The organism is Pantoea sp. AS142 (genome assembly GCF_037152305.1).
In the GTDB taxonomy this organism is placed as follows: domain Bacteria; phylum Pseudomonadota; class Gammaproteobacteria; order Enterobacterales; family Enterobacteriaceae; genus Pantoea.
Genome location: NZ_JBBCMO010000001.1, coordinates 217,657 through 242,995, shown reverse-complemented (window position 1 = coordinate 242,995; position 25,339 = coordinate 217,657). Strand labels below are relative to the sequence as shown.

22 protein-coding genes and 1 pseudogene are annotated in these 25,339 nt (G+C 54.8%); 7 read left to right on the top strand and 16 right to left on the bottom strand.

Features of this window, described 5'->3' with window-relative positions; genetic code table 11:
* Window positions 1–158: 158 nt before the first annotated feature.
* Complete coding sequence (gene lipA / locus WFO64_RS01240; protein WP_337008270.1) at window positions 159–1,124, top strand: lipoyl synthase; 966 nt, start codon at window positions 159–161, stop codon at window positions 1,122–1,124.
* A gap of 112 nt (window positions 1,125–1,236) precedes the next feature.
* Here the strand turns inward: lipA and tatE are convergent, their stop codons facing one another.
* The 6 genes from tatE to WFO64_RS01210 form a co-directional block, all read right to left on the bottom strand.
* Window positions 1,237–1,440 (bottom strand): twin-arginine translocase subunit TatE, encoded by a 204-nt coding sequence (gene tatE, locus WFO64_RS01235; RefSeq protein ID WP_003854033.1) that lies wholly within the window; start codon window positions 1,438–1,440, stop codon window positions 1,237–1,239.
* Window positions 1,441–1,532: 92 nt separating this feature from the next.
* Window positions 1,533–2,303, bottom strand: a complete 771-nt coding sequence (locus WFO64_RS01230) for an amino acid ABC transporter ATP-binding protein (protein ID WP_337008268.1) — start codon at window positions 2,301–2,303, stop codon at window positions 1,533–1,535.
* Complete coding sequence (locus WFO64_RS01225) at window positions 2,300–3,247, bottom strand: amino acid ABC transporter permease (RefSeq protein ID WP_337008266.1); 948 nt, start codon at window positions 3,245–3,247, stop codon at window positions 2,300–2,302. Before WFO64_RS01225 ends, WFO64_RS01230 begins: the two co-directional genes overlap by 4 nt.
* Complete coding sequence (locus WFO64_RS01220) at window positions 3,244–4,131, bottom strand: ABC transporter substrate-binding protein (protein ID WP_337008264.1); 888 nt, start codon at window positions 4,129–4,131, stop codon at window positions 3,244–3,246. The genes WFO64_RS01225 and WFO64_RS01220 overlap by 4 nt, the downstream gene beginning before the upstream one ends.
* Window positions 4,132–4,153: 22 nt before the next feature.
* Window positions 4,154–4,942 (bottom strand): deaminated glutathione amidase, encoded by a 789-nt coding sequence (locus WFO64_RS01215; RefSeq protein WP_135910584.1) that lies wholly within the window; start codon window positions 4,940–4,942, stop codon window positions 4,154–4,156.
* Window positions 4,942–5,910 (bottom strand): ABC transporter substrate-binding protein, encoded by a 969-nt coding sequence (locus tag WFO64_RS01210; protein ID WP_337008262.1) that lies wholly within the window; start codon window positions 5,908–5,910, stop codon window positions 4,942–4,944. The genes WFO64_RS01215 and WFO64_RS01210 overlap by 1 nt, the downstream gene beginning before the upstream one ends.
* Before the next feature lie 118 nt (window positions 5,911–6,028).
* On the opposite strand from WFO64_RS01210, the gene WFO64_RS01205 reads away from it, so the two are divergent.
* Window positions 6,029–7,384 carry an aminotransferase-like domain-containing protein gene (locus tag WFO64_RS01205; protein WP_337008260.1) on the top strand — a complete coding sequence of 452 codons (1,356 nt, stop codon included), beginning with the start codon at window positions 6,029–6,031 and terminating at the stop codon, window positions 7,382–7,384.
* On the opposite strand, the gene WFO64_RS01200 is transcribed toward WFO64_RS01205, so the two are convergent.
* The 3 genes from WFO64_RS01200 to WFO64_RS22495 form a co-directional block, all read right to left on the bottom strand.
* Window positions 7,362–7,793 carry a GNAT family N-acetyltransferase gene (locus WFO64_RS01200; RefSeq protein ID WP_337008258.1) on the bottom strand — a complete coding sequence of 144 codons (432 nt, stop codon included), beginning with the start codon at window positions 7,791–7,793 and terminating at the stop codon, window positions 7,362–7,364. The two genes, WFO64_RS01205 and WFO64_RS01200, sit on opposite strands and share 23 nt — an antisense overlap.
* Before the next feature lie 226 nt (window positions 7,794–8,019).
* Window positions 8,020–8,229, bottom strand: coding sequence for a transcription antiterminator/RNA stability regulator CspE (cspE, locus tag WFO64_RS01195; RefSeq protein ID WP_006118399.1), 210 nt, complete (start codon window positions 8,227–8,229; stop codon window positions 8,020–8,022).
* 958 nt (window positions 8,230–9,187) lie between these two features.
* Window positions 9,188–9,271, bottom strand: coding sequence for a membrane protein (locus WFO64_RS22495; RefSeq protein ID WP_019105993.1), 84 nt, complete (start codon window positions 9,269–9,271; stop codon window positions 9,188–9,190).
* A gap of 256 nt (window positions 9,272–9,527) precedes the next feature.
* Between WFO64_RS22495 and WFO64_RS01190 the strand changes: the two genes are divergently transcribed.
* Window positions 9,528–9,773, top strand: coding sequence for a hypothetical protein (locus WFO64_RS01190; RefSeq protein WP_337008256.1), 246 nt, complete (start codon window positions 9,528–9,530; stop codon window positions 9,771–9,773).
* A 207-nt stretch (window positions 9,774–9,980) separates the two neighbouring features.
* On the opposite strand, the gene gntT is transcribed toward WFO64_RS01190, so the two are convergent.
* Complete coding sequence (gene gntT, locus WFO64_RS01185; protein WP_337008254.1) at window positions 9,981–11,297, bottom strand: gluconate transporter; 1,317 nt, start codon at window positions 11,295–11,297, stop codon at window positions 9,981–9,983.
* A 292-nt stretch (window positions 11,298–11,589) separates the two neighbouring features.
* On the opposite strand from gntT, the gene WFO64_RS01180 reads away from it, so the two are divergent.
* Window positions 11,590–12,738 carry an iron-containing alcohol dehydrogenase gene (locus WFO64_RS01180; RefSeq protein WP_337008252.1) on the top strand — a complete coding sequence of 383 codons (1,149 nt, stop codon included), beginning with the start codon at window positions 11,590–11,592 and terminating at the stop codon, window positions 12,736–12,738.
* A gap of 118 nt (window positions 12,739–12,856) precedes the next feature.
* On the opposite strand, the gene WFO64_RS01175 is transcribed toward WFO64_RS01180, so the two are convergent.
* From WFO64_RS01175 to WFO64_RS01160, 4 genes and pseudogenes are all read right to left on the bottom strand, one after another.
* A complete protein-coding gene (locus tag WFO64_RS01175; RefSeq protein WP_337008250.1) occupies window positions 12,857–13,693 on the bottom strand; it encodes a Cof-type HAD-IIB family hydrolase in 837 nt (278 codons plus the stop codon).
* A 103-nt stretch (window positions 13,694–13,796) separates the two neighbouring features.
* On the bottom strand, window positions 13,797–14,261 hold the full coding sequence (locus WFO64_RS01170; RefSeq protein ID WP_337008248.1) for an RcnB family protein: 465 nt from the start codon (window positions 14,259–14,261) through the stop codon (window positions 13,797–13,799).
* A 291-nt stretch (window positions 14,262–14,552) separates the two neighbouring features.
* Window positions 14,553–15,650 (bottom strand): annotated as a pseudogene (locus tag WFO64_RS01165) (ABC transporter substrate-binding protein).
* 218 nt (window positions 15,651–15,868) lie between these two features.
* Complete coding sequence (locus WFO64_RS01160) at window positions 15,869–17,155, bottom strand: HAAAP family serine/threonine permease (protein ID WP_337008246.1); 1,287 nt, start codon at window positions 17,153–17,155, stop codon at window positions 15,869–15,871.
* Between the two features lie 712 nt (window positions 17,156–17,867).
* Between WFO64_RS01160 and WFO64_RS01155 the strand changes: the two genes are divergently transcribed.
* Window positions 17,868–19,061, top strand: coding sequence for a zinc-dependent alcohol dehydrogenase (locus tag WFO64_RS01155; protein ID WP_337008244.1), 1,194 nt, complete (start codon window positions 17,868–17,870; stop codon window positions 19,059–19,061).
* Between the two features lie 73 nt (window positions 19,062–19,134).
* On the opposite strand, the gene WFO64_RS01150 is transcribed toward WFO64_RS01155, so the two are convergent.
* Window positions 19,135–19,341 (bottom strand): hypothetical protein, encoded by a 207-nt coding sequence (locus WFO64_RS01150; RefSeq protein WP_337008242.1) that lies wholly within the window; start codon window positions 19,339–19,341, stop codon window positions 19,135–19,137.
* Between the two features lie 189 nt (window positions 19,342–19,530).
* Here WFO64_RS01150 and WFO64_RS01145 point away from each other — a divergent pair, with 189 nt between their 5' ends.
* Window positions 19,531–20,265 (top strand): GNAT family N-acetyltransferase, encoded by a 735-nt coding sequence (locus tag WFO64_RS01145; RefSeq protein WP_337008239.1) that lies wholly within the window; start codon window positions 19,531–19,533, stop codon window positions 20,263–20,265.
* Window positions 20,266–20,279: 14 nt separating this feature from the next.
* Here WFO64_RS01145 and WFO64_RS01140 read toward each other — a convergent pair whose 3' ends face one another.
* Window positions 20,280–20,972, bottom strand: a complete 693-nt coding sequence (locus WFO64_RS01140; protein ID WP_337008237.1) for a YetF domain-containing protein — start codon at window positions 20,970–20,972, stop codon at window positions 20,280–20,282.
* Between the two features lie 601 nt (window positions 20,973–21,573).
* Between WFO64_RS01140 and WFO64_RS01135 the strand changes: the two genes are divergently transcribed.
* On the top strand, window positions 21,574–25,335 hold the full coding sequence (locus WFO64_RS01135) for an NAD(P)-binding protein (protein ID WP_337008235.1): 3,762 nt from the start codon (window positions 21,574–21,576) through the stop codon (window positions 25,333–25,335).
* Window positions 25,336–25,339 lie beyond the last annotated feature (4 nt).

Here is a 25,339-nt window from a genome sequence, read left to right as displayed (position 1 = left end):
AATTTACAAATATGTAACCTATCCGTGCTGACTGTGGCTGCTTCGCAGGCGATGTGATGATATAATTTTTGCACTTTTTTCAAATAAAGTTGAAAGCCCCCTTCCCGGTTTGAATGGGAACGCTTTCAAATCGCAATCCGACCGGAACCTGCTGATTTATGAGTAAACCAATTCAGATGGAACGCGGCGTCAAATATCGTGACGCAGACAAAATGGCGCTGATCCCGGTGAAAACCGTGGCTGTTGAACGGCAGGAGATGTTGCGTAAGCCGGAATGGATGAAAATCAAGCTGCCAGCTGACTCCAGTCGTATTCAGGGCATTAAAGCCGCGATGCGCAAAAACGGGCTGCACTCGGTCTGTGAAGAAGCGTCCTGCCCTAACCTTGCCGAATGCTTCAACCACGGCACCGCCACCTTTATGATCCTGGGCGCAATTTGTACCCGTCGTTGTCCGTTTTGCGATGTGGCTCATGGCCGTCCCAATGCCCCTGATGCTAACGAACCCGCTAAACTGGCGCAGACGATTGCCGATATGGGTCTGCGCTACGTAGTGATCACCTCGGTTGACCGCGATGATTTACGTGATGGTGGCGCACAGCACTTTGCCGATTGCATCCGCGCGATTCGCGAAAAAAATCCAACCATCAAAATCGAAACGCTGGTACCTGACTTCCGTGGCCGTATGGATCGCGCGCTGGAGATTCTCACCGCGACGCCACCAGATGTGTTTAACCACAACCTGGAAAACGTTCCGCGCGTTTACCGTCAGGTGCGTCCAGGCGCTAACTATGAGTGGTCACTGAAGCTGCTTGAGCGTTTCAAAGAAGCACATCCTGAAATCCCGACTAAGTCAGGTTTGATGGTTGGCCTGGGTGAAACCAATGCAGAAATCGTGGAAGTCATGCGCGATCTGCGCCGCCATGGCGTCACCATGCTGACGCTGGGTCAGTATTTGCAACCGAGCCGCCATCACCTGCCGGTTCAGCGCTATGTCAGCCCGGCTGAGTTCGATGAGATGAAAGAAGAAGCGATGGCGATGGGCTTCACGCATGCCGCGTGCGGTCCGTTTGTTCGGTCTTCCTATCATGCGGATATGCAGGCCAAAGGCATGGAAGTAAAATAAGCGCCAGGTAGAGTTTGCGATATCCGAAAACAAAAAACCAGACTGGTAACAGCCTGGTTTTTTTATGTGCGCCTGAAATAAAAAGTAACAGTTATTTGCAGCAAATAACTGATTAATCTTTATGAACGACGCGTTCTGCTGGCACGTCTTCAGCCGTCGTTCGGGTTGCGCTGGTATCTTCATCTTTCATGGCTTTTTTGAAGCCCTTGATTGCGGAGCCCAGATCGCCGCCCAGTGAGCGCAACTTGTTGGTACCAAAAAGCAGTACGATAAGCGCACCGATAATCAGCAGCTTGGCAATACTGATACCTTCCATATTTAACCTTTCAACATTATCGAATAACGGTGACTGTTATTTACGCGCAGTTTGGCTGCGGCGACAACTGCAATCTGTAACAGAGTAAGATCTCAGATAAAGCGACTGAGAAACGCCTGGGTACGCGGATGCTGCGGATTCGCGATCACTTCTTCGGGCGTTCCCTGTTCTACCACCACGCCGCCATCCATGAAGACCACGCGATCGGCGGCTTCACGCGCAAAGCTGATTTCATGGGTTACCACGATCATCGTTAATCCCTGGTCAGCCAGGGTACGCATTGTCGCCAGTACTTCCCCCACCAGTTCCGGATCGAGCGCAGAGGTTGGCTCATCAAACAGGATCAGCTGTGGCTTGATCGCCAGCGCCCGCGCAATCGCCACACGCTGCTGCTGCCCACCCGACAGGTGACGTGGCCAGGCGTCCGCTTTATCGCTCAATCCTACCGTCGCCAGCAGCGATCGGGCATGGGCCATTGCCTCCTGACGCGGAAATTTATGCACGCCAACGGGCGCTTCAATGATGTTCTGCAGCACCGTCATGTGCGGATAGAGATTGAACTGCTGAAACACCATGCCGATTTTTTGACGCTGGCGGGCGATCTGACGTGATGAGAGCCGGTGCAGCACATGTCCTTTCAGCACATAGCCAATCTGCTCATTGCCGACCTGAATCGATCCGGCGTTCATCTCTTCAAGGTGATTGATGCAGCGCAGAAAAGTGGATTTGCCGGAACCGGATGGCCCGAGAATCACGACCACCTCACCGGGATAAACATCCAGATCAATCCCTTTCAGAACCTGATTGTCGCCATAATGCTTCTTCACGTTGCGGGCGCAGACCAGGGGTTTATTCTGCCTCATCGCTCCTCCTGCTGGGGTTGCACATCGCCCGCCACGGCGGCGGCTCGCCGGGGAGTGCTGGTTACCCGGCGGGTACCCCGCGCGTAGTAGCGCTCGATGGCAGATTGTCCCAGATTAAGGACCGAGGTGATCAGCAGATACCAGATCACCGCCACCATCAGCATCGGGATAATTTCAAAGGTGCGGTTGTAGATCGCCTGCACCGAGTAGAGCAGATCGCCCATTGCGATCACGCTGACCAGCGAAGTTGCCTTGATCATGCTGATCAACTGGTTACCGGTGGGCGGAATAATAGAACGCATCGCCTGAGGAATAATGATGCGCCGCAGCGCCCGTGACCGGCTCATGCCGAAGGCTTGCGTCGTCTCCACCTGGCCGCTATCCACCGACAGCAGACCAGCGCGGATTATTTCCGCCATATAAGCCGCTTCATTCAGTGCCAGTCCGGCGATAGCCGCTGTCAGCGGCGTAATCAGATCGTTGGTGTTCCAGCTGGCCAGTGTCATGTCCGTCCACGGCAGAGTCAGCGACAGTACGGGAAACAGTGTGGAAAGGTTGTACCAAAAAATCAGTTGCACCAGCAGCGGCGTGCCACGAAAGAACCAGATATAGAGCCCGGCGACGCCGCGCAGCAGCCGGTTTTCAGATAACCGCCAGACACCCAGCAGCAGACCCAACAGCGTGCCCAGCACCATCGATACGACCGTCAGACCCAGAGTAACCTGCAATCCATTCAGCACGGATTCTTCGGTAAACCACTGCAGCACGACCTGCCATTCAAAGTTGGGATTGGTCGCCACCAGCCACAACAGATTAGTGCCGATCACCAGCACCACAATCCAGCTGATCCAGCGTCCGTATGTGGGCGCGCTGCGGGCGAACGCCACATCGCGTAGCTCCGACTCGCCTCTGTCACCGCGGTGCAGATGGCGCGGCGGGCTCATTTGTTGGCCTCTTTCGCCAGATTCAGTCCAGGCGCTGTGGTCATGTTGCCCTCAAGTTGCCACTTTTTCATGATCGCTGCATAAGTCCCGTTCTGATACAGCTCTTTGTAGGCATCCAGCACCACCTGACCCAGCGGTGAGCCTTTTGGCACAACAGTACCCTGGAAGATATCGCCAAAACCGTTCTTGTGCCCTTTGCCCGCCAGTTCAAGTTGTCCCTTCGCCTGATTAACAAAGTAAGTCAGTGGAGCCTGTGATGAGAAGAAGGCATCGGAACGTTTAGAGCGCACCGCCAGAATAGACGAAGGCTGATCGGTAAAGGCCTGCACCGTCACCGCCGGTTTTCCATCGGCCACACATTGTGCTGACTGTTTACGGATAACCTGTTCCGCAGAGCCGGCGGCCATAACCGCAATACGCTTGCCGCAGGTGTCATCCAACTGATTAATTTTTGCCGGATTCCCCTTTTGCACGCCGAACACCACAAACTCCTGCACAAAATCGACGAAGTCCACTTTCTGCTGGCGGTCCGGGTAATCACCAATCGGGCCAATCGCCAGCTGATAGCGACCCGCATTGATGCCGGTCAGCACGCCTGACAGGCCGCTCACCGTCGCATGCTCGATCTTCACACCCAACAGTTGCGCCAGCGCGGTGGTTAACTCCGCTGAGGCGCCCTCCATCGCGTGTGGGCCATTAACGATTTCATAGGGCGGAAATGAACCGTTATTCACTGAAATCATTTTGCCCGCTTTTTTGATCTCATCCGGCAGCCGATCATGCAGGGCCTGGTCAACTTTTTGCACCGGAATAGCGTCGGCAGCCTGCGCCAGGGAGGCAGTCAGCCCCAGCGCCACGATTAAGGCGGTTGCTCTCTTCGTCATAAGGGATTCCTGGTTCAGCGGATCAGTTGAGTTCGGGACGGGCGAAGCGTCGGTTTTCCAGCACTGGCAGTACCCGGCGGGCATAGGCGACGCGCTCAGGATCGAGATCGGCAAACAGCAGTGCGGGTGACTCCGCCGCATTCGCCACCGCCACGCCCAGCGGATCGACCACCAGACTGTTGCCAATATTGCGTGGGCCACACTCGCCCACCGCCACCATATAGCAGGTATTCTCCAGCGCACGGGCGCGGGTCAGTAACTCCCAGTGCATCTCTTTCAGCGGACCTTTAACCCAGGCAGCAGGCAGCACCAGTACGTCTGCACCATCCAGCACCAGCCGACGCGCCAGTTCCGGGAAACGTACGTCATAGCAGGTCATTAATCCGACTTTCATACCCGCGACGTCAATCAGCGGCGGAATGACGTGGCCCGGATTGACCCGCTGCGACTCCTGCATCGCAAAGGCATCGTACAGATGCAGCTTTTCATAGGCGGCGATGATCTCACCGTTACGGATAGCCACCAGCACGTTGAGCGCTTTTTGCTGGTCGGTGGGAACGTGAACGCTCATCATGGTAGTCAGCGCAGTGTGCTTGCTGGCGGCCAGCAACTGGCTCAGAAAAGGGCCATCCAGCGGCTGTGCTGCCTTCAGCACTAAATCAGGGTCGGCAATATCACGCGCCAGCACGCCTTCCGGCAGGACCAGCAGATCGGCCCCCCCTTCTGACGCCCGCTGCATTAAATCCAGACAGATATGAGCGTTGTCCTGCCATTCTCGGCTTACCGCAAACTGTCCCAGTGCCACTTTCATCATTTCTCTTCTCCCGCAGCGGCCGGAAACATCGCTTCCGGCGTCAGTAATTGGTGGGTCAGCCCCTGCTGATAGAGCTCGCGACCAAAGTCCGCAATCATCTTCCTGTTAACGTGAAAACCATTCTGATTCCAGTCCGCCGGTAATTCCTGCGCAGTGCGTCGCAGATCGTCCAGCAGCCACGGCGTGGTGTCGGCATATTTCTCTCTTTTCTGCATCCATAGCCTGTAGGCGCGATCGATGACCTCACTTAACGCCGCAGGCAGCCACGGATGCGCCGCTGCCAGCGCCGGTTTAAGCGCCAGAATATGAATGCCCGGCACATAGCCGACACGGTTAAAGTAGTCCCGCTCTGCCTGATAAAAATCGGTCTGCAGCTGCCGCAAACCTGAATCAGGCAGGAAAAAGCCCTCCGGCATAAATGGAGTGAAGATGGCATCCAGTTCTCCCGCCTGCAGCATCTCAATCAGCGGTCGCTCGTCGGGCGCAGGTTCAATGCGGCCCGGCCGGCCAAATCCCGCTAGCCGATCGACAATCGGATGATCGGCAGTGAGGCGACCGGCATACCAGAAGACATCATCAATTCCGACGCCCGCTTCACGTAGCACCGTGCGTGTCCAGGTATTGCCCGAATCCTGCCAGCCAGTAACGCCAATTCTCCTGCCTTTTAGCTGCGCTGGCGTAGTGATGGGGCTGCTGGCGGTGGTGATAATGCAGCGCTGACGGAAGCCGCGCATCAGAAAATGCGGCAGGCCGAGCAGGGATTCGTCGCCTCTGGCCCGGCTCTGGGCGTAGCGGCTGAAAGAAACTTCGCCTGCGTCATAATCGGGGCTGGTCGCCAGGTCATTCACCAGCGTACCCACGCGGTCGATCTGTAGCTCAAAGTCTTCTGGTCTGATATCGCCCAGCGCCAGCGGGGTGAAGTAGTCCCAGTCGCGTACCGCCAGTCTGATGATTAACCTTGCCATGATCTCTCCGTTTACGCTGCACCGTCAGGATGGGGCAAAATAGTGCTTGAATTTGATACTAAATCCGGAATACTTACCTGAACAATCATTAATTTGTTACTGAACAAAGTATTTTCTTATGACAGAGAGCGTCGACCTCGACTGGTTTTGTAGCCAGATAAAATCGCCTTCAGTGAAAAGCATCGCGCAGGCAGCTTCAACGCTGATTCGTGACGGACATATCGCCACGGGTATGCAGATGCCCGCAGTACGGGAGATAGCGGAGCGGCTGGGCGTCAGTCCGGCAACCGTTTCTGCTGCCTGGGCGCAACTCAGAAAGCAGAAAGTACTGGCGGGCAAAGGACGCAGTGGTGTCTGGGTCAGTGGCAACACGGTGATGCCGCGTCCGATTCGATTTGAGAAGATCGGCAACTATGGCGATAACATTCGCGCCGACCTGGCTCTGGCCTCGCCCGACCCCGCCCTGCTGCCTGACCTGCAGCGCGCGCTGCAATCAGCCCTGCATTCACCACGGCTCAACAGCTACACCCGCGAGGCGATTTCAGCACCGCTGCTTCAGGCGATAACGCCGCGCTGGCCCTATGCGGCAGAAGCATTTCTGGCAACGGATGGCGGTTTTGATGCAATGAACCTGCTGGTGCAAACCCTGGTCTCACCGGGCGACCGCGTAATTATTGAAGACCCGACGGCAACCCGGCTGCTCGATATGCTGGATAACGTCGGCGCAGAGATTCTGCCGCTGGCATGTGATGAGCAGGGTCCACTGCCTGATGTCTTGTCTGCCCTGCTCGAGCAGGCACCAGTAATGTTGATCTATCAGCCGCGAACCCACTCTGCCACCGGGAACAGCATCAGCCCGACGCGACGTCAGGCTCTGGCGCAGGTTCTGCAACAGAGCAACACGCTGATCGTTGAAGATGATGGTATTGGCGATCTCTCCGCTGAGGCGAGCTGGAGCCTGGGCTCAACCTTCCCTGAACGAACGCTGCACGTCCGTTCCTTTTCAAAAGCCTACGGACCGGATCTGCGGCTGGCCGTGCTCTCTGCCACCTCGGAAATGGTTAAGCGTATTCAGTCATGGCGAAATTTTGGTGTCAGCTGGACCAGTCGGATTCTGCAGGACGCGGTTGCATGGCTGCTGGAAGATGAGGAAACGCAACAACAGATTGCCACCGCCCGTGCGATCTACCAGCAACGGCGTGAGGCATTGCTTGCGTCGCTGGCACAGCGCGGTCTGGCTCTGCCGCTTCGCGACGGGTTAAGCCTCTATATTCCGGTTGCTTCAGAGCAGTTTGCTATGATTACGCTGGCTGCTCGCGGTATTGCAGTCGTGCCTGGCGAGCGCTGCCGGCTCGGCCCTACCCAATTTATTCGCGTCAGTATCGCCAGCCTCAGGGATGAACAGCGGGAGATGATTGCCGAGGCGCTGGTCATCGCCTCAGGACGGGAATTTAACCCGCTTGCAGATTTTTGATGAGATAACAGGGTGATTCAGCATAGCCTTCGCGGGCGTAGAATTGATTCGCCTTAAGACGCGACTGATGGCAATGGACTTCCATGCGATCGCAGCCCCGACGTGCCGCCAGCGTTTCGGCATACTGAATCAGTTGCTGGCCTACTCCTTTGCTGCGCTCACCTTCTGCAATGCAGAAATAACTGATGCGGGCGAAATCACCGGCCAGAGCCAGCTGAGGAATAAAATGCAGCGAAAGGAAACCCAGCACCTGGCTGCCATGTTCAGCCACTAACAGCGCTTCACTGGGATCGCTGCATAACTGCGCCAGGCGCTGTTCAATAAAGTTTTCGGTGCCGCCATAGCCTAACTCGCTCAGCAATGCACTCAACGCAAAACTGTCTTTCAACTCTGCCTGACGGATGTTCATTCTGCCTCCTTATTCATCGGGTTCTGTCGCACAGTTATATAGTGTTACAAGCTAAAAAGCTGCATAACGGGATGTTATTAATATGTTACGGAGATTTGTTGTGAACCGCCGCGCAGTTTGTGCGGCAACACGTCGATAGCAGAGAATACGATGAGGGGGATGAAGCGCAGATTACAGCCATAAAAAAACCCGCCATAGGCGGGTTTTTAGAATTCTGACTGTTAACTTACAGACTGATAACGTTAGCAGCAGATGGGCCTTTAGCGCCGTCGGTGATTTCAAACTCTACGCGCTGACCTTCAGCCAGAGTTTTGAAGCCGTTGCTCTGGATTGCAGAGAAATGTACGAATACATCTTTGCTGCCATCTTCAGGAGTAATGAAACCGAATCCTTTAGATTCATTAAACCACTTAACGTTACCTTTGATCTTAGACATCTATATTACCTTTACATGAAAAATGGACACTAAACTGTGTCGGCGTCTAGTACAGCAATTGCGGAGGGATTTGTCCAGCATGATTTGATGAAAAAGTGATAAATATTGGCTTTCCGTGCATCCATCACACTTTCTGCTTTTCGACTTGCGAAACACCTTTCAACGGGCATCAGGCTCAGAGCGTCTTCCTGTTGCTAACCTGCTGGAAAGGCGTACCTTTTTAATTTCAAACTGATGCAGCATTCACACTATAAAGAAAAATCTTATCAAGACGTATTTCCTATTATTAATAAGAATCAGGTCAATAAACAAACAATACTTTTATCATTATCAGGACATCTTTTCTCATCACACAGACACAATTTTTGGGGTTCTGTGCATCGCCATCCCACAAATGGTCATTAAATAAACATAACGCTCTAAATTCCTTAACGGATATCCCCCTGGCTGTTCAGCAAAAATGAGTCTGACGTGTCATTGATACGCGTCACTGCGGGCCGTTAGTGCATTTTTTAGACAAAAAAACAAAAACATTGAGTAAGATCAATGAAGTGCTTTTTAGTGGGTAAATTCGCATTTGGCAGCAAACAATAAGGGTAATAAGAAACTACTTTTCTCATCGCAGTCCGAAATAATATTTTCTGGCAATAGATAAATTCTGCTTAACATGCAGAGACAGATATTCATTAATGCTGAGTATAAAGGAGGGTGAAACACAGGATGGTGATGAAGATACGCTGCAGTCAGTGTGGAAGCGCCCGGTTCATTTTTACTGATTACCTGGAGGGGCAGCCTGAGTTTCATGGTGCCCGTTGCGCGTGCTGTAAAAAACGTCTGGTATCACAGGATCTGCTGCCCAATACGCCAATGGATCCTATTACACACTGCTTGTTGGCCAGCCAGAAAACAGCACGGGCACCTGATTAGGTGCCCGCCGTCAATATAGCTTTAACAGAAATCAGAAGATCAGCTTGAACACCCCTGTCAGAGTCAGTAAGCCCACGATAAAAATGATCGCGATAATCCACAGAATAATTTTCATTTCCTTTCCTCTCACTGATTAAACACTTCTCCGCTAAGCAGTATAGACAGAAAAATCGGTCATGCCGCTTCACTTAAAGGCCAACTGGTCATAAGTTCACCAAATTTCCCCTTTATTTATTTTCTGAGATAACGATCGCAACGCCACTTTTTAACGGCTCTGTTTTCTCATTTACCAGAACATTCCTGGCTAAAATTCAGACAGCAAAGCAGCCCTCAATGAAGATGAGAGTGAAAATGAGTCGCGAGGAGATCGTATGAGCACAATTAATACCAGCATGGGCCGCTATAGCCTCAAGGCAAAAAATAGCGGTAACCACATCAAAGGTTCGTTCGCCATTAACGATGAAGGTGGCACGCAGCTCTCTATGCAGGAGTTTGACGAGCACTATCTTGATGATGTGGTGAATAACGTGATCTACCCTGTCACCGGAGGCAATCGTGAAATCGCGCGTGCGCTGCGGGAACAGATGGTCAAAGCCGGTTTTGAACCGCCTTATTAAGGCGTCAGATTGATGCTGTGATTAACCGGCTGGGCCGCGCTTTGCGGCCCTTTTTATGTTGAATGTCCCACACAAATCCGCTCTTTCCTGCTTAGCCGACACCAGGGATAGCAGGAGCGGCGGAATGACCAGAAGCTGCAAGACATACAGGTAGCGGGAGAGAAGCGAAAGCAGAGAGCCGCTGGCAGGTGCGCCAGCGGCAAGAGCTTAAATCGCCCAGGAGAGCAGCAGGCAACCGACCAGACCACAGACCGAAATAATGGTTTCCAGTGTCGACCAGGAGCGAATGGTTTCGCCAATCGTCAGGTTGAAATACTCTTTAAACAGCCAGAAGCCTGGGTCGTTAACGTGCGAGAAAATCACGCTGCCGGACCCCACGGCGATCACCATCAGTTCCGGACTTGCGCCACTGGTGACAATCAGCGGTGCCACAATCCCCCCGGCGGTAATCGCCGCTACCGTGGCAGAACCCAGTGCAATACGCAGTACCGCGGCAATCGACCAGGCCATAAAGATTGGCGACAGCTGAGTAGAATGCATCATGCTGGCAATATATTTATCCACGCCACTGTCGACCAGCACCTGTTTGAAAGCACCACCACCGCCAATAATTAACAGCATCATGGCGATGATTTTGATCGAGTCGGTCAGGGTGTCCATCACCTGTTCCATCGTGCGTCCACGATTCAGCCCAAAGGTGAAGATTGCAATCAGCACGGCAATGAGTGTCGCCATTACCGGGTCGCCAAAGAACTCCGCATACGGCAGCAGCACATGGCCTTTAGGCAACAGCATCTCCGCCACGGCACGCAGCGCCATCAGCACCACCGGTACCAGTGCAGTCCAGACGCTGACACCAAACCCGGGCATTTCCGCTTCAGTAAAGATTTTCGGGTTATAGAGTCCCTGCGGAATCGGTTTGTCGATGCCTTTCAGGAAACGAGCGTAGACCGGGCCAGCCAGAATAACCGTGGGAATTCCGAGCAGGGTACCGTATAGCAGCGTTTTACCCATGTCAGCGTTAAATAGCGTAGCGATGGCAGTCGGGCCGGGATGCGGCGGAAGAAAGCCGTGCGTTACAGAGAGGGCCGCCGCCATCGGCACCCCGACATAGAGCAGTGGCACACGCGCCGACGCTGCAACGCTGAACACCAGCGGCAGCATTAGCACAAAGCCGACTTCATAGAACAGCGCAAATCCGACGATAAAACCGGTTAGCACCAGCGCCCACTGAATATGCTGAGTCCCGAATTTTTCAATCAGGGTGGTGGCGATACGCTGCGCACCGCCGCAGTCGGCCAGCAATTTACCGAGCATGGCTCCAAAGCCCATGATCAGCGCCAGGCTGCCCAGTGTGCCACCCATGCCCGCTTTAATTGAGGTAATGACTTTATTAACCGGCATGCCCTGCATCACACCGACCGCCAGCGCCACCAGGATCAGCGCGATAAATCCATTGAGCTTAAAGCGAATCATCAGCAGCAGCAGTAACGCGACGCCAATCGCCACATAGAGTAATGGCATAGCTTTTCTCCACCTTTTGCACTGAACGGCGTTCAGTGTCGATTTATTATCATGATCCCCGGAGGGCGACAAAACAGTGCATCTGTAAGATGTCTACACATCCCGACAAACGCTGTTACCGATAACATGTTAAGGGTAACATCAGCAGGAAAGCACCACCCCGCCGGCGGTGAATTTCTGTTTTGCGAAGGTGATCAACTTTTTACCAATGCGTTATCAGAAAGTTTGCCAATGCCAATGGCGCGCTTTTCGTTACACTCAGATTTTAGCGAAATGTAAAAAGGATGTGCTGGTGCGTGAGAACCTGAGTGAGCTGTACAGTAATCAACGAACCCTCTTTGGCCGGGGCAGCCTCAATAAACTGGTGCCGCTGCTGGCCGCCCGATCACAGCCTACCCTGCTGTTTTGCGGACAATCTTTTCTGCAGGGCCCGGCCTACGCCCGAATAAAAACCGAACTGAACGAAAATATTATTGGCTATGAAATTGTCCGCCATGAAGCCTCACCCGCTGAAATCGATGGCTGGGTTGCACGCTGGCGTGGTCATGTGGATCGGGTGGTAGCGATTGGCGGGGGGAGTGTGCTGGATGCCGCGAAAGCGTTTAGCGCGATGATACAACACCCATTGCCCACCGCCCGCTATCTGGAAAAGGTGGGGGACACCGCCGTTCAGCCCATCACGTTGCCGCTGATTGCTATTCCGACCACCGCGGGTACCGGCAGTGAAGTGACGCAAAATGCGGTAGTGACTGATCAGCATGATATTCAGATAAAAGCGTCACTGCGCCACCCGGTATTTGTGCCGGAGGTGGCGATTCTCGACGCTGATCTGCTGAAAGGCGCACCTGACCTTGTGCTGGCGACCTGCGGTATTGATGCCTTTACCCACCTGTTTGAAGCGTATCTCTCCAGCAAAGGCAACCTCTTCACCCGACAGCTGGCGCTGACCGGCCTGCGTCAGTTTATTCAGGCCTGGCCAGCACTTAATCGCGATGATGCTGCGGGAGATGCGGCACGAGAGGCAATGATGATGGCGTCGTGGCTGGGGGGGATCAGTCTCAGCAGCGCGGGTCTGGGCGTGATCCACGGTATCGCGGGTGAACTGGGCGCGATGAAGCCGTTCCATCACGGGGAAGTGTGCGGACGTCTGCTGTTTCCATTCCTGGATCTGTTATCAGACAGCGAACAGCCGCTGCAGCGTACGCTGATGGCGGATCTGCAGCCGCAGCTCTTCAGTGAAATCACGGACTCACCGGCACAGTTTCTGAAGCAGTGGCTGCAGCAGCACGCGATCACCCCGTTCTGGCTGGATGGCCCCACGCTGAACCGTGACGAGGTGGAGTGGATACTGGCGCGTGCCAACAGCAAAAATTCGCTGGTGAATTACAGCCGCGAACAGATGCAGATGATGCTCGCGCAGGCCTGGCGTATCACAGAGTGATCAAAGGCGGGCTACGTTGCTCGCTTTCAATCACCTTGCAACCCTGGCCTGACAACCTTGCCAGGCTAGGCTGAACCTCAGTGCTATTCTGTTACGTCGGGTCGCAAAACCATTCGGGCTACGCCTGAGAAGCGCTAAAAGGCTCCTCACCTGCCAGCATCTGCTCAATGACCTGCAACACGCCCTGCTCATTGTTAGTGGGCGCAGCATAGCGAGCGGCCTGTTTCACCCGCAGTGGCGCATTGCCCATGGCGAAACTGAAGCCGGACTGTCTGAGCATTTCCAGATCGTTACCACCATCGCCAAAAGCCAGCACCTGGTCGTGCGTGGTCCCCCAACGTTGTGCCAGCAGATCCAGACCGTGCGCTTTATGATTTCCCGGCACGATCAAATCAACTGAGCCGTGACCGCTTGAGGTCGCGGCCACGCGGCCCTGATGCAGTCGTCCAATATCTGCCATCAGTGGCTCGATGTAGTCGTCAGAGAGATTCAGCGCGAACTTGAAGAGCCGGTCATTCTGCACCTCATCCAGATGATGAATCGGCTTCAGCCGGTGACAGTAATGGCGCATCTTCTTCAGCCAGCTCTCTTCCATGCCATTGAAGTAGTAAGCACTGTCACGGCCACACAGCAGGTAACGCAGGCCAGGATAGTTGCCGTTTTGCAAGGTGCTGATTACTGCTTCGACATCGCGACGTTCAAAAGCACCGCAAAAGAGCTCCTCATCACGATCGATAATCCATGCACCGTTCTCTGCCACAAAGGCAATATCGCTGGCGATCTCTGGGAAGAAGGATTTGAGCTGGTAATACTGATTGCCGCTGGCCACCACAAATTTGATGCCACGGGCGGTGAGTTGCTGATAGCAAGCGAGAAAACGGGAGCGATTATACTGCTTGTTATCGTCCAGAAAAGTGCCATCCATATCTACCGCAACCATCTTAACCGTCGTCATCATGACTCCTTACACAGAAAATTTTCAGAGTGGAGTCTCAGGATAGCCGCTGGCGCAGCAAAACGGAAAAAGAAGAGGGATGGCCGCAGCCATCCCTTGAGGATCAGTTCAGGGCGCTGTTCAGCACCAGCGCGGTAATAACCCCGGTCGCGGCAGCAATCAGTACATAGTTGCCGTCGATGCTTGCCCAGTGATAACCGCGCGGCGGTTCACGCAGACCGCGTTCATGCCAGTTAGCTACGCGGTAACGGTCACCGCGGTATTCCTGCGGAATAGCATGGCCGCGACGGAACTCGTGGCCCTGCCAGGCGAAATGGTCGCGGTCATTGCGGGCCGGTTTGCCACGACGGTTGTTATCCTGATCATGGCGATTATCAGCCATCTCATGACGGTTATTGCCGCGGTCACGATTCTGGTCATTGCCGCGATTGTCAGGACGTTGATCACCGTTCTGATGCGGCACGGGCATGCGGTGCGCGTCATTATGATCGTCAGCCCATGAGGCCTGAGAAAAGAGCGTGCTGCATGTCAAAAGTGAAGCGATAAGCGTTAATGTTGTTTTTTTCATGATACTGCCTCCGAAAATAACGGCTGTTCAGTCACCGTTAATCGGCATGATGGCAATAATTATGGCAGGAGACATCAGTAAAATTCTTAAAATCCGGTAACTTACAAACCATTACGCTTGCTTAGCGATTTCTTAACACAGGTCATGCTGTTACAACTTTCCTGACGAAATCCAGATTTTAACTGGTCAGCCAGTGCTGCCTGAACATGACGCCTCAGGCTGACCGGTCAGGACCTGTGAAGAATCAGGGTGCTGAAAGTCCCCAACGCTGCACCCGGTTATGTGAGCCGGTTATGGCGTGTTGAGGATCACAGGTGCGTCCGGTAATCCGGTCAAGTGGGTCACGATGTGGTGGTAATCGGCCGTTGGGTCAAGATCGCTGAAAAGCGCCGGATAGAGATCTTTTGCCAGAATTTCCATGCCGATGATGTTGTAAGGATGGTTATAGAAATGGTGATAAACGCCATATACCCGCTTTTGTTTCACCGGTTCAATCTGCTCCAGCCCGGTACGGCTGAGCAAACGGTTAAAAGTCGCAGTCACGTCGGTTTGACTGGCACCGTAACCAAACGGCAGCACGTTGCTGTTCAGACGTTTGGAGCCGGTCATGATATAAACGTCCGGCTTCATGGCGATGATCTTCTCCAGCGACACAAATCCTGAGCTGCCGGGCAACAGTGCAGAACCGATATTTTTTCCCGCCAACCGCTTCAACCAGTGCGCCCCAGCCGTTATGACCGTGGGTAAAGCAGCAGTTGTCGCTATTACCGGCAATCGGCTCAATAAACACCGTCGGCGGATGCTGCACCTTTGCAATCTTCTGCTGGATAGCCTGCCAGCGCTGCTGATAAAAATCGGCGTAGGCTTTCGCCTCGGCTTCGCGATTCAGAACGGTGCCCAGCACTTTCACGCGCTTCAGGGTGTTCTCTTTCGGATGGCGCTCATCATCGAGGAACAGTACCGGAATATGCAGATTTTTCAGGGTAGCCAGCACACCGGACTGCGTCAGTGCGGGTTTAGCGCGCAGTTGCGCAATCATCAGATCGGGCTGCTTCGCCAGCACGCTCTCCAGATTGACCTGCCCCAGATCGTTAAAGCCCATATCGACAATCGATGCCGCCTGCGGTCAGCGCTGCTTCAGCAGGTCCCAGGTCTGCGTATCCTGCTTTTTCGGCAGGTTGTTTCAGGCGACGACTCGCTGAAAGGGGTTCTGCCGATCCAGTAATGCCAGCGCCATCACGTCGCGCCCATCCTGCAAAATCACATGCTGAGGCTCTTTTTCCAGCGTAATTTCTGACCATCCATATCGGTCACTGTGACCGGATAGGGAGTAGCCGCACTGGCGGCTGACAGTAAAAGTATGGTGGTCGCCACTATGCAGATATTCATTTCTCTCCTTGTCCTTTAAAGAAATAACAATTATTCGCGTTAACTCTACCCTGCGAATAAGTACCAGAAGACAGTATTGCTGACCAGATGCGTATGCCGGCTTAAATCACCGGGGCGACGTCATTGAATTGGGGAAATCACACAGGGAGGATGGCAAGTGGTGGGCCGGATGGCAGGCGCACCTCAACCGGATTGAGATGCGCCTTCTGCGTTAAGTTTTACTTCACCAGCGAATAGAAGATTGCCGAGATAGCTATCAGTCCGATCAGCACCACAAGCAGGTTGCTGATTTTACCGCTGTACTGCCGCATCGCTGGCACCTTTTGAATGGCATACATCGGCATCAGGAACAGGATCATGGCAATCACCGGTCCGCCAAGCGTCTCAATCATGCCGAGAATATTCGGGTCCAGCGTTGCCACCAGCCAGGTCGTCAGCAGCATAAAGATGGACGTCATGCGATTCAGTCTGGCGGGCGCGATGATTTTGCCGCGACTGCGCAGCGCCTTATTGACCATACCGTTAAACCCTTCGCGCGCACCAAGATAGTGACCGAGAAACGATTTAGTGATCGCCACAATGGCAATCAGCGGCCCCAGCCAGGCGATCATCGGCACCTGAAAATGGTTAGCCAGATAGGAGAGGATGGTGATGTTCTGCGCTTTGGCGGCATGCAAATCCTCAGGCGACAGGCTCAACACGCAGCTGAAGACAAAGAACATCACCGTCACTACCATCATCAGGTGCGAGCAGGCCAGAATGCGCGAACACTTTTTCTCTGCGGCGTTGCCATACTCTTCGCGTTTCGCCAGCGCAAATGAGGAGATGATCGGCGAGTGATTAAATGAGAAGACCATCACCGGGATCGCCAGCCACAGCGTCATCCACAGGCTGCTGCCCGCGGGCTGAACGTGCAGGGTCGAAAGCACTGCGCCATGCCAGTGCGGGATCAGATAGCAGGCCATCAGCATCAGCACCGCCACAAAGGGGTAAACCAGCACGCTCATCGCTTTGACAATCATCTTCTCGCCGAAGCGCACAATGGTCATCAGTCCGACAATCAGCAGCAGTGAGAGCAGCACACGCGGCGGTGGCACCATGCCGAGCTGATTCACCATCAGGCTCTCCACTGTGTTGGTAATCGCTACGCTGTACATCAGCAGAATCGGATAGATAGCGAAGAAATAGAGCAGCGTAATCAGCTTGCCCGCACCGACGCCAAAATGCTCCTCGACCACCTCGGTGATATCTCCGGCCGGATTTTTACCGGAGAGAACAAATCGAGTCAGGGCGCGGTGTGCAAAGAACGTCAGCGGAAACGCCAGTATCGCCATGATGATCAGTGGGATCAGCCCGCCGACGCCGGCATTGATGGGCAGGAACAGCACACCCGCCCCAATAGCCGTGCCGTATAAACCCAGCATCCACATGGTGTCGGTTTTACGCCATCCCGTATCAACGTCACTCTCAAGCGCGCCCAGCGTGCCAGTTTGCGTGGTTTTCATCAGATATTCCGTGTTAAAAGCCGCCAGTAACCTGAGCCGTCAGGCAGGTAATATAACGCCCCGCTCTCCGCCTCAGTTGCCACCGGATCAGCCAACGTGATGCTGACCCGCTCGTGCATAGGTAATCGATTGCGTGCGCCACTTTTTACACTACCTGACGATAAAAGTTCAAGCCACGCAGATAAACACGCATAGATTGCTGAAAAAACCGTCAGGTTGTGCAAAATGACTGCGCGGCGATCATGCCATCTTTGTGGCGCTTTTACCCCCCTAAAAAGGTGATCTCTGTAACGGTTCAGCATAAAGGTCTAAGCTTTAACTTTCTATGTTGCGATTATGCTGACTGATGCACTGGAGAAAAGCATGCCCATTGTCTGCCCTGGATGGGGATCGTTACTCTGGAAAACTGGCGCACTGCCGGTGGCCAGTCAGTGACATCATGAGGGTACTGCAGTACCGATTGAGTTTGTGTGCACCAGGGACGACGGCGAACTGGCAACCCGATTCACGGCCCGTGAAACCCGCCACAATAAGGGTGAATCCTCCCGCTCACCCCGGTTGAAAAAAGCCAGTCTGTTGCACCGCTCTGCTTACTCCTCAAAGGGTTACTACACTTCAGGCAGGTTTCTATTGCCGGCTTCCTGAGTTTTTCCCGTAGATGGCCACCCTTCTGGTCTGGCCGCCGTTCCCTTTGTCAGCAGGAGATGAATAGATGAAAGCATTAACCTGGCACGGCCCGCATAAAGTCAGCGTTGATAATGTGCCGGACCCGGAGCTTGAAGCCGCAGATGACATTATTTTGCGCGTAACGGCTACGGCCATTTGCGGTTCAGACCTGCACCTCTACCGCGGTAAAATCCCCGGTACCGGGCATGGTGATATCTTTGGGCATGAGTTTATGGGCGAAGTGGTTGAAACAGGCAGCGCAGTGACCGCCGTCGCCAAAGGCGATCGGGTAGTGATCCCGTTCGTTATCGCCTGTGGCGACTGTTTTTTCTGCCTGCTGAGTCAGTATGCTGCCTGTGAAAATACCAACAGCGGACGGGGTGCCATCCTGAACCGGAAAAACATTACGCCGCCTGCGGCGCTGTTTGGCTTCAGTAAACTTTATGGCGGTGTGCCCGGCGGCCAGGCGGAATATGTCCGGGTGCCTAAAGCCAATACCGGCCCGTTTAAAGTGCCTTCGGTGCTGTCAGACGAGAAGGTGCTGTTCCTGTCAGATATTCTTCCCACCGCGTGGCAGGCGGTGAAAAACGCCGAGGTGAAACCCGGATCCAGCCTGGCTATTTTCGGTGCCGGACCGGTTGGCCTGCTCAGTGCCGCTTGCGCCCGACAGCAGGGTGCCGAACAGATCTACATGATCGACCACAATAACTACCGTCTGAACTTTGCCCGCGAACGCTACGGCGTGATCCCGATTAACTTCGATGAAATCGATGACCCGGCCGCCTGGATCATTGAACATAGCACGGGTAATCGCGGTGTGGATGCCGTCATTGATGCAGTAGGTTTTGAGGCAAAAGGCAGCCTGACCGAAACCGTGCTCAGCAACCTCAAGCTAGAAGGCAGCAGCGGGAAAGCATTGCGTCAGTGTATTGCTGCAGTGCGGCGTGGCGGTATCGTCAGCGTTCCGGGCGTCTACGCCGGATTCATTCACGGCTTCCTGTTTGGGGACGCCTTCGACAAAGGACTGACCTTTAAGATGGGACAGACCCATGTACACGCTTATCTGCCCGACCTGCTGAAGCTGATTGAGCAGGGCCATCTTACGCCGGAAGAGATTGTAACCCACCATCTGCCGCTGGAAGACGCCGCGCGCGGCTATGATATTTTCGCCAAACGCGAAGAGGAGTGCCGAAAGGTGATTCTGGTCCCAGGCCTGGCTGCCACGCAGGCCACGATATAATTTTGCATCAAACCTGAACGGCCAGAACCCTAATCCCTGAATCCCGGCAGAGTCCTCTGTCGGGGACCTCATCTTAAAACGGCTTGCGTTGCAGACTGCTTCGCCACTCGCGCGTCTCCAGCAGATGTTCATCCGGCAAATCAGCCGTATCCACCTGGCTCCCCTGACTCAGCAGTCGCGCACTGCGTGAATGGGGATGACTTTCGCTGATTACCTGTTGTGAAAACGCGCCAAACGATAACAGCAAAAACAGTAATGCACTGGCCAGCCTGGCTTTCATAAGCACACCTCAAAGGAAAGGGTGCCGTTATGCTGCCCGAAGGGTTTACAGTTTCCGTCAGTAACAGGCAAAGTTATGTAGTATGCGGAAATAAGCTGTGACGCGTTTACCCACGGTTCAGGATAGCCCGCCAGTTCGGCATCAGGCGTTTTCCGCGCTTACAGTCCGTTTTCCTTCAGGAGGAGGCTATTGAACATCAATCAGTTTGATCAGCCGGTCGGTGAGGCCCTGCCCCACTGGAAGCCGGTTGCCAGACCGCCCTGCGCGCCAATCCCGGGCCAGCACTGCCTTCTGCTGCCGCTGAGCGTTGATCATACGGAACCGCTGTTTCAGGCATTTATGCAGGCACCGGATGATCGCGACTGGACCTGGCTGAGTGCGGAGCGACCCGCCTCATTGCCGCAGATGCAGCGATGGATTGCAGATAAAGTGGCGGATGCGGCCCTGGTGGCGTTCACGGTCTGCTCGCTGAATCATCAGCCCTGTGGTGTGGTCTGCTTCGCCAGCATTGAGCCCGAACATGGCACCATTGAAATCGGTCACGTCACCTGGTCACCGCTGATGCAGCGCAGTGTAATGGGCAGCGAGGCGATTTTTCTGCTGCTGCAACAGGCTTTTTCGCTCGGCTATCGTCGGGTGGCATGGCGCTGTGATTCTACGAATGTCGCGTCACGACGGGCGGCAGAACGGCTGGGGTTTCGCTTTGAGGGGCGTTTTCGTCAGGTGATGACACGTAAACAACGTAATCGCGATACCGACTGGCTGTCGATTATTGACTCTGAATGGCCGGAGGTGCGGCGCGCCCTGAGCGCCTGGCTGAGTGCGGGAAATTTCACCGCCGGGGGGCAGCAAACGCGTCCGCTCAGCGCCTGCTTCGCCGACGTTAATCCGCCCGATGCGAACGCGACAATCCCTGAACGCTGAGCGGGTGCTGCCGGTTAATGCAGCCGACGCACGTTCAGCGCCGCAGACCAGCGCTGTCGTTGACAGCGCGGGCAGACAGCCTGCTGCTCCGCCTCAATTCTCTGCGTCTGGCCGCAATGGGTGCAGGCATAGAGTGCGCTGACCGGTACAGCGCTGTAATCCTGCCGGTGCTCCGGCGGCAGTATGCTTAACCCCGCCCGCATCTCATCGTCACCATAGAAATAGAGGCTAAGCTGACCGTCGACCTCCACCAGTGCCAGCCGAATCTGCCCCAGATGTTCCACGCCGCTCTGCCGTAACTCCATATAGAACTCATCTTCCGAAATATTCAGCCTATCCAGGCTCTCCAGCACATATAAACCCTCTTTAATCAGGGTAATGACGTCGCCCTGAATGAGCCGTGAAAAGCGCGGGCTGTGTGCCGTCAGCCAGGTGGTCAGGCGGTAAAGCGTCAGCAATACCACAAACACCATAATGACTGGCAGCACCGGCACATCGTCATAAAAAGTGACGTCTCCGGAAGCAGAACCCAGCGTCAGGATTACCACCAGTTCGAACAGCGATAGCTGACGCACGCCGCGCCGGCCTGACACTTTCAGAAAAGTGAAAACCACCAGCCAGGCAATCATGACTCGCGCCACCACTTCGAACAAAAAAGTGGCGGGTTGATCGTTAAGCAAAAACCGGTGCCAGTCGAATGAGAACATAGTCTGCTAAACATCCTGTTTTGAGGGGCGCGCATCTTCGCCGCTGCCCGTTGATGACCCGCCGATTCAGGCCAGTGATAAGTCAATCTTGTCATTAGCAGACCAAAAGACAAGCGAAGCGGTAACGCTAATGCGGTTGGGGCTGCCCTGGTTGCATGTTGAGGAAAAGATTAACAATGCTGAAAATGGCACCTGTTCTTTCACGCTGCGCTTATCAATCCGATGGATAAAACTGGACTCAAAAAGATCCTGTTTCTGGTTGTATTATTTTTACCGCTACGCTTTTTCTCATTACATCAATAATTTGCCAAACAATTTACCCTGTCTATAATTTCCAGTAAGGCTTCCACAAACTCATTAACATTACGAGAAGCCAGCCTTTTCCTGCTGATAGCGCTGCCTGTATATACCTGCTATCTCACTCGTCTCCTGCGCCACAGGACCTGATGCCTGCAACGTCGTGTCGGTGGATTATGGCAAGGATCGCCCATCTGTTCAGAGTGGTCATCTCGGCCAGTCTGTTTTGCATACCCATAACACCCTGACCCGTTTTGCGACGGTTCGTCAGCGGGAAGCGTGTTGCTTTTTTTCAGGAGATGCCATGGCACCCTTTTCCAGTTTCTGGCAGGCCGGCTATGAAGGAGCCGATCATATCAATCCTGCCGGCCTTGCACTGTCGATGAACGATCTCAATCAGCATCAGGCGCGTGCAGCAGAGGATTATGCCGTCCTTGCCCCCTTTTCCATTCACACGGTGCGCGAAAGCGTCGGCTGGCGACTGTGTGAGCGTGATGGTCGGTATGACTTCTCGACGGTAGCAGCGCGGATGCAGGCAGCACAACAGCAGGGCATTCAGCTGAGCTGGACAATCTGCCACTACGGCTGGCCCGCTGGCATCAGTCTGTTTGATCACGACTTTGTCAGCCATTTTGCCGCTTTCTGTGGCGCGCTGGCTCGCTTCCTGGCCCCCTGGTATCAGCAGGCGCCGGTCTACGCCCCGATGAATGAGATCTCTTTTATGAGCTGGGGCATCTCTGTGGGGCTCTTCGCCTGCACTGCGATCCCTGAGCAGGATCGGGCCGATGCCGCCAAACAGCAGCTGGTTCGTGCCACGCTGGCAGCCTGCGATGCGATCTGGCAGGCCGATCCGCGTGCCCGTTTTCTCCACTGCGATCCGCTGATCCATATCGTGCCGGATCCCACCGATCCGGCCAGTGACGTTCTTGCCCGTGAGATGTGCGACACCCAATACCAGGCGTGGGACATGTTAGGCGGCAGGCGTAATCCGGAACTGGGTGGCGCCCCACGTTATCTCGATCTGATTGGCGTCAATTACTACCATGACAACCAGTGGGAACAGGGTTCAAACCAGCGACTTTACTGGCATCTGGGCGATAGCCAACGCCTGCCGTTGCATCAGATGCTGCAGCAGGTCTGGCAGCGTTATCAGCGCCCGCTGCTGCTGGCAGAAACGAGCCATGTCGGCAGCGGACGCGGTGCCTGGATAAGTGAGATCGCCGCGCAGGTTGCGCAGGCGCAGCTGGCGGGCGTTGAGCTGCTCGGCATTTGCCTCTATCCGATTCTCGATCGCCCCTTATGGGAGGAGACCACCTTCTGGACCCGCAGCGGTTTGTGGGATCTCGATCGGCTGGGGCCCGATCCTTACGCCCGCCAGTTACAGCAGCCTTATGCCGACGCATTACGTCAGGCGCAGCGCTTTTTGCAGCATGTGCAATCTCCACTACACCCCTGTCAGGAGCACACTATGAAACCACCTGTTCTCATCGTTTTCAGTCATTTACGCTGGGGATTTGTTTTCCAGCGCCCGCAACAGCTGCTGACACGTCTGGCACAGCACTATCGCGTGTTGTTTGTCGAGGAGCCCGTCTGGCAGTCGGGGCCACCGGGCCTGCATCAGAGTTCACCTGCCGCTAACATCACGGTAATCCAGCCATATACCGACAGCGATGCACCCGGTTTTCACGACAGCCAGATCGCCCCGCTGCTACTGTTGCTGACCCCGCTGCTGGCGGAAGATGAACAGCCGTTAATCTGGTTTTATACGCCGATGGCGCTGCCGTTGCTGACGCCCTTTGATCCGTCACTGGTGATTTACGACTGCATGGATGAGCTTTCCGCCTTCCAGAATGCGCCGCGCCAGTTGCAGCAGCGCGAATCGGCGCTGATGACCCGTGCCGATCTGGTGTTTACCGGCGGCTCCAGCCTCTATGAAGCGAAGCGTGATAAACATCCTCAGGTCTACTGCTTTCCCAGCAGCGTCGATGCTATCCATTTTGAGCAGGCGCGCGACCGCAGTAACCGTCATCCACTGCAGGATGCGATTCCGGCGCAGCGCCTTGGCTATTACGGCGTGCTGGATGAGCGTATTGACCTGCTGCTGATTGCAGCACTGGCGGACAGCCACCCCGAATGGCAGATCATCATGGTGGGGCCGGTGGTAAAAATTGATCCCGCCAGCCTGCCGCAGCGCGACAATATTCACTGGCTCGGCCAGCAGCCTTATCAGGCGCTGCCGCAGTTTCTGGCGGGCTGGGATGTCTGTCTGATGCCGTTTGCCATTAATGCATCAACCCGCTATATCTCGCCAACTAAGGTGCTGGAATATATGGCGGCACAATTGCCGATTGTCAGTACTGCGATTATCGATGTTGCGCGGCATTATGCAGAGGAAGTGGCGGTGGCAGAGAACCATGCTGAATTTATTGCCGCCTGTGAAGAAGCAATGATGATGGGTGCGGCTGAGCGGCTGGCGCTGGCGGGACGGATGCAGGCAAAAGTGGATGCGACATCCTGGGATCGCACCGCAGCGCAGATACAGGATTTGATCCAGCAGGCGCTGATTCAGCGTCAGCCCGCACTAAAGTCGGCCAACCCGGCCAGCGTGCAGGCTAATGTTATGCCGTTAACCCCCTTGATGCTGGAGAGTGAAGCCGTGCCCTGCCTGATTATCGGCGCCGGACCAACCGGGCTGAGTGCCGGTTATCACTATGGCGAAGGTGCTGTCCTGCTGGAGAAAAATGCCACGCCAGGCGGCTGGTGCCGCTCCATTGACGATCAGGGTTTTACCTTCGATTATGCCGGTCACATTATGTTCTCACAGGACCCTTACGTGCTGCAGCTGTATGAGATGCTGCTGGGTGACAACTTGCACTGGCAGGCGCGTGAAGCCTGGGTCTACAGCGACGGCGTTTATACCCGCTACCCTTTCCAGTCAGCACTGCACGGCTTGCCGATCGACGTGGTAAAAGAGTGCGTGCTTGGGGCTATCGAGGCGCGTTACGGCGAAACGGCAGCCGCCGCTGTGCCGCTGGACCGGGCGCGGGCGCGGCGGGATTGCTGTGCTGATGGCGCGATTCCCGATGAGGGCAGCAGCACCGGTGAGGTGGAAGGTGAAGAGGATTTCCAGCACTTCATTATGCGCACCTGGGGTAAAGGCATCGCGCGTCACTTTGCCCTGCCTTACAACCAGAAGCTGTGGAAAGTGCCGCTGACCGAAATGGAAACCTCGTGGCTGGGCGGACGCGTTCCGCTGCCCGATCTGTCGCAGATCATAGATGGTGCGCTGCAACCGCTGGCAAAGCCGGTCGGCCCCAATGCCCGTTTCGGCTATCCGCTGCGCGGCGGTTTTCAGGCCCTGATGTCCGGCTTTTTGCCGCACCTGAAATGTACGCTGGAGACCAACACGACCCTGACCCGCATCTACCCACAGGCGCATATCGCACTGCTGGCAGGGGGTCGCCACTACCGTTATGAGCAATTGATCAGCACCATGCCGCTGCCGGCGCTGATTAAACTGATGGGTGATGAGGTGCCGGAGAGTGTGCAACTGGCGGCGCAGCAGTTGCAGTTTGTGTCGGTGCGCTGCGTTAATCTGGGCATTGGTCGGGCTAACCTGACCGAAAAACACTGGATTTACTACCCTGGCGATACACTTTTTCACCGCATCTTTGTACAGGGCAATGCCAGTCCACACTGCAACCCACCGGGCGGTTTCGGCTTAACCTGTGAAATCACCTACAACGCCACTAATCCGCTGCCGCTTGAGGGGGATGCGCTGATTGAGCGCTGCCGTCAGGATTGCATCCGGGTCGGCATGATCACCGCTGATGATCCGTTGCTTTGCGCTTCAGAGGTTGATATGCCCTACGCCTACGTGGTTTATGACCATGCGCGCAGCGATAACGTGGCGCTGATCCGCCAGTGGCTGCTAACCCAGGATATCCATCTGTCAGGCCGCTACAGCGAGTGGGAATATTACAACTCCGATCACGCCTTCCTTGCCGGTAAACGCGCCGCCGAAAATGTCCGGCTGCAACATGTCAGCGAACGGACGCTTGGCTGACCCG

Bases quoted from the DNA above. Each gene is read 5' to 3' on its own strand.
- lipA (WP_337008270.1), top strand. From the start codon at position 159: ATGAGTAAACCAATTCAGATGGAACGCGGCGTCAAATATCGTGACGCA.
- tatE (WP_003854033.1), bottom strand. From the start codon at position 1,440: ATGGAAGGTATCAGTATTGCCAAGCTGCTGATTATCGGTGCGCTTATC.
- WFO64_RS01230 (WP_337008268.1), bottom strand. From the start codon at position 2,303: ATGAGGCAGAATAAACCCCTGGTCTGCGCCCGCAACGTGAAGAAGCAT.
- WFO64_RS01225 (WP_337008266.1), bottom strand. From the start codon at position 3,247: ATGAGCCCGCCGCGCCATCTGCACCGCGGTGACAGAGGCGAGTCGGAG.
- WFO64_RS01220 (WP_337008264.1), bottom strand. From the start codon at position 4,131: ATGACGAAGAGAGCAACCGCCTTAATCGTGGCGCTGGGGCTGACTGCC.
- WFO64_RS01215 (WP_135910584.1), bottom strand. From the start codon at position 4,942: ATGAAAGTGGCACTGGGACAGTTTGCGGTAAGCCGAGAATGGCAGGAC.
- WFO64_RS01210 (WP_337008262.1), bottom strand. From the start codon at position 5,910: ATGGCAAGGTTAATCATCAGACTGGCGGTACGCGACTGGGACTACTTC.
- WFO64_RS01205 (WP_337008260.1), top strand. From the start codon at position 6,029: ATGACAGAGAGCGTCGACCTCGACTGGTTTTGTAGCCAGATAAAATCG.
- WFO64_RS01200 (WP_337008258.1), bottom strand. From the start codon at position 7,793: ATGAACATCCGTCAGGCAGAGTTGAAAGACAGTTTTGCGTTGAGTGCA.
- cspE (WP_006118399.1), bottom strand. From the start codon at position 8,229: ATGTCTAAGATCAAAGGTAACGTTAAGTGGTTTAATGAATCTAAAGGA.
- WFO64_RS22495 (WP_019105993.1), bottom strand. From the start codon at position 9,271: ATGAAAATTATTCTGTGGATTATCGCGATCATTTTTATCGTGGGCTTA.
- WFO64_RS01190 (WP_337008256.1), top strand. From the start codon at position 9,528: ATGAGCACAATTAATACCAGCATGGGCCGCTATAGCCTCAAGGCAAAA.
- gntT (WP_337008254.1), bottom strand. From the start codon at position 11,297: ATGCCATTACTCTATGTGGCGATTGGCGTCGCGTTACTGCTGCTGCTG.
- WFO64_RS01175 (WP_337008250.1), bottom strand. From the start codon at position 13,693: ATGACGACGGTTAAGATGGTTGCGGTAGATATGGATGGCACTTTTCTG.
- WFO64_RS01170 (WP_337008248.1), bottom strand. From the start codon at position 14,261: ATGAAAAAAACAACATTAACGCTTATCGCTTCACTTTTGACATGCAGC.
- WFO64_RS01160 (WP_337008246.1), bottom strand. From the start codon at position 17,155: ATGAAAACCACGCAAACTGGCACGCTGGGCGCGCTTGAGAGTGACGTT.
- WFO64_RS01155 (WP_337008244.1), top strand. From the start codon at position 17,868: ATGAAAGCATTAACCTGGCACGGCCCGCATAAAGTCAGCGTTGATAAT.
- WFO64_RS01150 (WP_337008242.1), bottom strand. From the start codon at position 19,341: ATGAAAGCCAGGCTGGCCAGTGCATTACTGTTTTTGCTGTTATCGTTT.
- WFO64_RS01140 (WP_337008237.1), bottom strand. From the start codon at position 20,972: ATGTTCTCATTCGACTGGCACCGGTTTTTGCTTAACGATCAACCCGCC.
- WFO64_RS01135 (WP_337008235.1), top strand. From the start codon at position 21,574: ATGGCACCCTTTTCCAGTTTCTGGCAGGCCGGCTATGAAGGAGCCGAT.